This is a genomic window from Microcoleus harperi Pol14_C6 (assembly GCF_036701295.1).
Classification (GTDB): domain Bacteria; phylum Cyanobacteriota; class Cyanobacteriia; order Cyanobacteriales; family Microcoleaceae; genus Microcoleus.
Genome location: NZ_JAUBQN010000010.1, coordinates 151,539 through 159,504, shown reverse-complemented (window position 1 = coordinate 159,504; position 7,966 = coordinate 151,539). Strand labels below are relative to the sequence as shown.

Annotated in this window: 6 protein-coding genes; 1 reads left to right on the top strand and 5 read right to left on the bottom strand. The window is 47.3% G+C overall.

Features of this window, described 5'->3' with window-relative positions:
• From QUA27_RS10520 to purS, 4 genes are all read right to left on the bottom strand, one after another.
• A partial coding sequence (locus QUA27_RS10520; RefSeq protein ID WP_333067852.1) for a hypothetical protein occupies positions 1–1,418 on the bottom strand: 1,418 nt, incomplete at its 3' end.
• On the bottom strand, positions 1,411–3,456 hold the full coding sequence (locus tag QUA27_RS10515; protein WP_333067850.1) for a P-loop domain-containing protein: 2,046 nt from the start codon (positions 3,454–3,456) through the stop codon (positions 1,411–1,413). The genes QUA27_RS10520 and QUA27_RS10515, both read right to left, overlap by 8 nt.
• Before the next feature lie 220 nt (positions 3,457–3,676).
• Positions 3,677–4,378, bottom strand: coding sequence for a phosphoribosylformylglycinamidine synthase subunit PurQ (gene purQ, locus QUA27_RS10510; protein WP_333067849.1), 702 nt, complete (start codon positions 4,376–4,378; stop codon positions 3,677–3,679).
• Between the two features lie 289 nt (positions 4,379–4,667).
• Positions 4,668–4,952, bottom strand: coding sequence for a phosphoribosylformylglycinamidine synthase subunit PurS (purS, locus tag QUA27_RS10505; protein WP_333067847.1), 285 nt, complete (start codon positions 4,950–4,952; stop codon positions 4,668–4,670).
• A 143-nt stretch (positions 4,953–5,095) separates the two neighbouring features.
• On the opposite strand from purS, the gene QUA27_RS10500 reads away from it, so the two are divergent.
• Positions 5,096–5,488, top strand: a complete 393-nt coding sequence (locus tag QUA27_RS10500) for a Fur family transcriptional regulator (RefSeq protein ID WP_333055475.1) — start codon at positions 5,096–5,098, stop codon at positions 5,486–5,488.
• A 253-nt stretch (positions 5,489–5,741) separates the two neighbouring features.
• On the opposite strand, the gene QUA27_RS10495 is transcribed toward QUA27_RS10500, so the two are convergent.
• Positions 5,742–7,952, bottom strand: a complete 2,211-nt coding sequence (locus tag QUA27_RS10495) for a peptidase domain-containing ABC transporter (RefSeq protein WP_333067844.1) — start codon at positions 7,950–7,952, stop codon at positions 5,742–5,744.
• Positions 7,953–7,966: the final 14 nt, after the last annotated feature.

Here is a 7,966-nt window from a genome sequence, read left to right as displayed (position 1 = left end):
ATCGCTGTCTTGCCGTCGGGTGCGATCGCCACTGCATTTACCCCGTCAGTATGACCGGTGAGGGTTCTAAGTTCAGTCCCTGTCTCGGTGTCCCAGATTTTCAGGGTTTCATCCCATGAACCGGAAATCGCTGTTTTGCCGTCGGGTGCGATCGCCACTGCACCTACGAAGCTAGTATGACCGGTGAGGGTTCTAAGTAGGGTGCCGTTGTCTGTGTCCCATACTTTTAGGGTTTTATCCTGTGAAGCCGAAATCGCTGTTTTGCCGTCGGGTGCGATCGCCACTGCATATACCGCCGCCACTGCATATACTGCGCTAGTAGGATCGGTGAGGGTTCTAAGTAGGATGCCTGTCTCGGTGTCCCAGATTTTCAGGATGCGATCGCCTGAACCTGAAGCGGAAATCGCTGTCTTGCCATCGGGTGCGATCGCCACTGCTCTGACCCCGCTAGTATTACCGGTGAGGGTTCTAAGTTCAGTGCCGCTAAGCAAATCCCAGATTTTCAGGGTTTTATCCGCTGAAGCGGAAATCGCTGTCTTGCCGTCGGGTGCGATCGCCACTGCATTTACCCCGTCAGTATGACCGGTGAGGGTTCTAAGTTCAGTGCCGCTAAGCAAATCCCAGATTTTCAGGGTGTTATCCTCTGAAGCGGAAATCGCTGTCTTGCCATCGGGTGCGATCGCCACTGCTCTGACCCCGCTAGTATGACCCGTGAGGGTTCTAAGTTCAGTGCCACTGTCTGTATCCCAGACTTTTAGGGTTTTATCCTGTGAAGCCGAAATCGCTGTTTTGCCGTCGGGTGCGATCGCCACTGCATATACATAGCTAGTATGACCGATGAGGGTGAAAAGTGGAGTGCCACTTTCTGTGTCCCAGATTTTCAGGGTTCGATCTTCGGCAGCGGAAATTGCTGTTTTGCCGTCGGGTGCGATCGCCACTGCTGTTACCGCGTCAGTATGACCGCTGAGAGTTCGCAAACATCCTTCTCCCGGCCCTTCTAAATTAGCCCTCAAAGGCCGCAGCCAAGGACTATCTTTCGACTGCCTCGCCACATCCAGCAACCCCTGAATCTGGGGTATTTCAAATTCCAGCAATCTCCCCAACAAATGCTCAACCAGTTGCGTTTTATCCCTATCCAAAATGTGCGCCGACTTGCGAATAGCCCCTTGAATCAACTTCAGCGTTTCCGTTTGCCCCTCCGACAACAACACATCAGAAATTCTCGCCAGATCGTAATCCTCAATTAATGCTTGAACCCCCACCGCCTCCAACTTCGCCTCAATAAAATCAAAATCCGTCAACAACTGATGCAGCCGTTCCCCTTGAACACTCTCAACCAAGTGCCCCGGCAGAGTTTCCAAAGCATAAAGCCGCTTTTTCGGCGACATTTTCCCCAAATTTTCTTTAAACTTACCCATTCGGGAACAAATCCCTCCATAAATTATCAGAAATCGCCGTTTCAATATCCTCCAGCGACACCCCAGCTTTCTGCACCACATCGATACGGTGGAGAAATCTTTGGAAACTCGCGTGATAAATACTGTAATCCGGCGGAGTATCGCTGTTGCGGCGAAGAAACTGTTCCCAATCATCGAGAACTTCCTGCACATCTAGAGCATCTTCCTTAGAAAAATCCGCCAAAATATCGCAGGAAACTGGCTGGCGAACTTTAGTCAACAAATAAATCACCTTCAACTTCCGGCGGCGCAATTCTTTATCTCCAACCGCCATTTCCATCCGCGCCCAATGCTTCTCATAATATCCTTCCAACTCCCTGGGCAAATCTTTCAAAGTCACATCGCTGTACTTGCCGCTATCGATATCATTCAGCACATAGCGCAGGTACATAAAATTATTCTGGCTTTTTTCCGCCACTGCCGCCACAAACTGTTCGCGCTGCAAATTTTGACGGTTAATCCAACTCTGAATTGATGCGCTGTTACTGGTGCGTTTGTCAATATAAACCTTGACATCCGCCAAACTTTCTGAACTGTACTGCATCAAATCAAAAACCTGATGATTTGGCAAACGCAGTCTTTCCGGCCGCTTCGACACAATAAAATAAACATTATCCGGCAAAGCATCAGGCAAATAGAGGACATTGCTGCCGCGCCCCTGATCGCTTATATCGACTTCATCGAGGGCATCCACAACAAAAACTAACTTTTTTCCGCCCAATTTAGCACTGACTTCCCCCAACAATCGACTGAGAAAATTGCCATCTGTAGTCGCATTTTCTGGTAATTTTGGGTAATCCAGTTTAAAGGCTTGAATTAACTGAGTGCAGGCATTTTCCAGAAATTGCTTTGCCTTAACCGTGCCTTGAGATTGCGAGTTAAAATGGACAACACAGCGCCGCTTCAGCAGCAGCACTAACTTCGCCATAATTGAAGTTTTCCCGACACCCGGATCGGCTTCTAAAACAAAATAGCCTTTGGGATTTTTCTGCAAAAATTCGATAAGTGCTTCAAACACAAATCTGCGGCCGGTAAAGTCTTGAGTCCGGTCTTGAATAATCGTTTCGCACTCGTAGGGAAGCGGCAATTGAGGCGCGGAAGTATCAACGAACCGTTCCAGTGATGTTTTAATTTGCGCCAAATCGTCGCGGATGCCAACTTCGATCGCTGACAATTTCACCATGACTTGACAAATCTGCTGCCCAGTTGCCACGGCCTCCAATTTGTGCCGAATTTCCCCATTTTGCAGCCCCAAATCTCTCAGTTCTGTCAAAGCAATTTGGTGCAGATTCAACAGCATCGCGGCAAACTTTTCTCCTCCCTTCGCCGCATCCAGTTTCAGCACTTCGCGGTACGCTTTCGGGAAAGTTGCGTACAGTTTGTCCGCGACAAATTCCACAATTTCCGCATCGAAGGATTTGCCCTCGCTGGCCGCGAATTCGTTGACGAAAGTTGCCCAATCTGCCGTTGTCAATCCGGTAACTCGATCGAACTCCTCGGCATCCGCAGAAAAAATCTTGGTTAACTGGTCTTCGGAAATATTTAAACCCCTTGACAAATCGGCTGTATTCGTGTTAATATCCAGCCAGTATTCAGGAGTTTTATCGGCTAATTGACTGAGTGCTGTTTCTGGATAAGGCAAATTTTTGGTTTCGGCGATCGCAATGAGGCGATCGGACTCCGCAACCTCTCTCAAAATATAGCCGATCGCCTCACCCGTGGCCTTAATCAAATCGTGATTATCGAGAATCCTCGGATTTTTGCTCAACCGTTCGGTCATCCGATTTCCGAGGTCATTAGCCGCGATATTCCCCGCTATACCACTAGCAATCGCCGCCAAAATCGAAACTCCCCCAACTGCGATCGGGCCGCCCATCATACCCGCTGCTGCTTGAGTTGCCGGATTGGCGATCGCAGTTGAAATAACTTGCCCGACAGCCATCACGGCACTGCATCCAATTACCCTAGTTTTAAAATTAGCTAAGTCCATTAGCGGCATAAAATAAACATTCCTCTTTTAAATAGTTGATAAGCTGTCCCGCAGCTAAATTGTATTTCTTTGGGCGGGCAAGATGCCCACCCCACAATCAATTTAATCTACTGTGGAACAGGCATCTTGCCTGTTGGTTTTGGGCGGGCAAGATGCCCACCCCACAAGAAACTTGATGTATTGTGGAACAGGCATCTTGCCTGTTCATAAAATCAGAGACAAATATCAACTACAAAACAGCAGCAACACTTGCCATCAACAACCCTTGAAACAATTTCACCCCATCAGTTTCGCCCAACATCGGATCGGAAGCCCTCTCAGGATGCGGCATCATTCCTAATACATTGCCTTGGCGGTTGCAAATACCAGCAATATTATTTAACGAACCGTTGGGATTGCCAGCATCGCTAATTTTGCCCGCCGGAGTACAGTAGCGAAACAGCACTTGCTTGTGCTCTTCTAACTCGGCTAATGTATCCGCATCAGCATAATAGTTTCCTTCGCCGTGGGCGATCGGCAAATCGATGATTTCACCCGTAGTATAAGCCGCAGTCCAACGAGTATTACCGCGCTCGACTTTCAAAGAAGCGCGATCGCAAATAAAATTCAATCCCGCATTCCGTACCAGAGCACCGGGCAACAAACCAGCTTCAGTCAACACCTGAAAACCGTTGCAGATGCCTAATACAAGCTTTCCTTTTTTCGCGTGTTCCGCAGTAGCCCGCATCGCCGGAGAAAAACGGGCGATAGCGCCGCACCGCAAATAATCTCCGTAACTGAAACCACCGGGAATTACAATGATATCAATATCCGAAATATCGGTATCTTCGTGCCAAATCATCCGCGTCGGTTGGTGGAGTAACCCTTGAGTCACCCACACCACATCGCGATCGCAATTTGAACCCGGAAAAACAATAACTCCAAATTTCATAAGCTGAAGGAAGAAGGAAGAAGGAAGAGGGAAGAAGGAAGAAGGAAGAGGTGTCAACTTAAGACTGAAATCTTAGGTTTCTCTCGCTGGTATCACAGTCTCGATCCCCCTAAATCCCCCTTAAGAAGGGGGACTTTGAGTAGTTATAGTTCTTGTGTTTTTAACGAAGACTTTGAACGCTCTTGTCCTCGCTTTTTAACAAAGACTTTCAGAACCCTCTTGTCCCCCCCTTATTAAGGGGGGTTAGGGGGGATCTCCGGGTTTAAAAACACGCTAGGGACGATCGCATTTATGCCGTCGCTGTCTCCACAGCAACAGGAATTTCAGTCAAATCAAAGCGATAATTTTCAATCACAGGATTGGCCAAAAGTTGGTCGCAAACGCGATCGAGTTGTTCGCGGGCCTCCAACTCACCAGCAGCAGTCAGCGTCAATTCAACGTACTTCCCGATTCGCACGCGCTCAACATTGTCGTATCCCATGTGTTGCAAACCAGACTGTACGGCAGTGCCGGCGGGATCTAAAACAGAAGGGCGGAGGGTAACATAGATTTGGGCAAGATATTTCTGAGTCACGGGAATGTTGCGGTAGGTGATGTGAAAGTTAGCCCCATTGTATTCTACAACCGAGCTGCGCGCCGATCGCCATTTGGTTCGCCCAAGTAAGATAGCCTAGAAACAGGGACAGATTTGACTCTAGCAGATTACACAAAAAAATTATGAGAACCAACCGCACCCGCAGTCAGGAGCGTATTTTACATTTGCTCAAGCACTTGAATCGATCGCTCTCAGCGCAAGATATCTACTTAGAACTGCGTAACAGCGACCAAAGCATGGGCTTAGCAACCGTTTACCGTTCCCTCGACGGTTTAAAGCGAGAGGGGTTCGTTCATGTCAGAACGCTTGCTAGTGGCGAATCTCTCTACGGTGCGGCCCACCAAGACCAACATCACTTAACTTGTCTGGAATGTGGCGCGTCAATTACGATCGACGAATGCCCCGTCCACCACTTAGAAAGCCAACTACAACAATCTCATTCTTTCAAGATTTATTATCACACTTTGGAGTTTTTCGGATTGTGCGATCGATGTACTTTAGCTCAAGAATCTTAGAGAAGTTATTAGTCATGAGTGATATCAATTCCGGTTGCACGAGCGAAATGACTGTTGAGTGTTGACTGTTAACTGTTGACTCGATTTTATAATTCCGATGCAACCGTCAACGATATAGCAATCCTCGGATCATTTGTGAATTTCTTAATTTCTCCCCGCGGGTTCGGGGAGGGTTGGGGTAGGGTACAAAAGTGGATGCTCCCGGTGTTGTTTGTGCACCGACAGATTTCAACCTGTCGTTTTATTAACTCGTTCAAGGATGCAAAAACTCTAAATGGTCTCCTGGAATCGATCGCAATTTTGCAGCCGAGCCTTGCACTTTCAACCTCCCGCGTTCTAACATGATAATCCAATCGGCGCGATCGATCACTCGCGGCCTGTGACTGATAAAAATCGTCGTTTTCCCGTGCCGGTACATCAACAAATTTTCTAAAACTTCCGCTTCGCTTGCGGGGTCAAGCCCTGCGGTAGATTCGTCTAAAATCAATACGGGCGGGTTGTTGAGAATGGCGCGGGCGATCGCCAATCTTTGTCTTTGTCCGCCAGAAATATTTGCTCCAAACTCCCCTAAAACTGTTTGATATTTATCAGGCAATTGGCTGATAAATTCGTCAGCCCCCGCAATTTTACACGCTTTCACAATCTGTTCAAAGCTGACATCTGGACTCCCCAAACGAAAATTATCTATAATCGAACGGCTCCAAAAATGCGCTTCTTGAGGAACTAGAACCACCTGCTGTCTGAGACTGTCGAGAGACAAATCTTGCAAATTGTAACCGCCAATTCTAACATTACCAGATTGCAGCGGATACAAACCCGCAATTACTTTAGCTAGCGTACTTTTTCCGCAGCCGGAATAGCCGATTAAAGCAATTGCTTGACCCCCAGGAAACGTAACAGAAAAATTTTCCAGCAAGTCAAGCCGACCGGGGTAGTGAAAATTAACATTTTTGCAAACAATACCGTCTCGCCCTTGAATCGTGACAGCAGGTTTATTAGTATCGCTCTTAGTTTCCGGTGCAGCATCAATGACTTCTGAAAGCCGTTGAGTTGCTGTCTGCACGCGAGTCATTTCATCACTAAATCCTACCAAAGAAGTCACCCAAGTAGTAACGTTTTGATTCATGCTAATAAACGCGAGCAACTGACCGATACTCAATACCTTGTCAATCACCAAACCGCTGCCCAACCACAGCAAAGTAATGCCGCCGGCTGAACCAATAAAACCAGAAAAGATATTGTTGAGAATGCCAATTTGCGTAGTGCGGAAAGTGAGATTGGCTAAGCGGCCAAAGCGGCTTTGAAATTCTTCCCAAAGTTGCTGGGCGCTGCTAGTAGTTTTCACAGTCAGCGCGCCTTTAAAAGTTTCGACTAAAACGCCTTGAGTTTCTGCTTCCAGCACAAATAAATTCCGCGTTTTTTGTTGCAGTACGGGCAGAAATACCACTGTAGATGCAGTCATTAATAGAGCGATCGCTGTTGCTGCAAGCGTCAGTTGCGTGCTGTAAAACAACATAAAAATAAAAGAAACTACAGCTATAAAAAATTGACTGGGCAAGCTGATGGCAACTTGAGAAACTAATTTATTTATTTCTTGGATGTCTTGTAATCTACTGACGATTTCGCCACTGCGTCTGGTTTCGTAAAAGCTCAAAGGCAAACGCAGGAATTTGCGCCCAAACTCCATCACCAATCCCAACTCTAAACGCTGGGAAAATTGAGCAATTAAGTTCGACTCAACTAATCCTAAACTGCTGCTAAAAAAATTCATAACTATAACTGCGATCGCCACACTTGCCAAAAGTTGCGTGTCGCCCCGCACCAGGATGTCGTCGGTAAGCAGTTGAACTAAAAAAGGCGACGAAATCGACAGCAAACCCAACACCACATTCAGCAATAATGCTTCGATTAAAATCTGGCGGTAAATCCCAACCCGGCGCATCCATTTTTGTAAAGAATTTGCGGGCGGTTGACCCTCTGCTTCCGCAAAAAACCGCTCTGGATCGGGGTCTACTAGCAAGCACAGCCAATCTGTCCAACCCGCTGCTAGTTCTTCTTTGGAAATATAGCGCAGACCAATGGCGGGATCTGCGATCGCATATTTATTGCCCTGTTTTCCGTACAAAACAACCCAATGATAGCCGCTCCAGTGAATAATCATCGGTAGAGGGGCATCATCGAGCTTGTCTAAAATTGCAGCGGCTGCTCGCACCGATCGAGCATTAAAGCCGATCGCCTCAGCCCCCTGTTTCAAACCCAGTAAAGTCGTCCCCTGTTGACCGGTACCGGCAAATTCTCGCAAGCGGCTAATTGTAAAATTCTGTCCGTAAAATTTGGCGATCGAAGCCAGACAAGCCGCGCCGCAATCTTCTTCGCTCTGCTGGAGAACAACCTGATATTTATTAAACCTGTTTACTTGTCCGAATAATGGCATTTTGCCGATAAAAGGAATGTTCTTTAACATTTGGCAAATTGAAT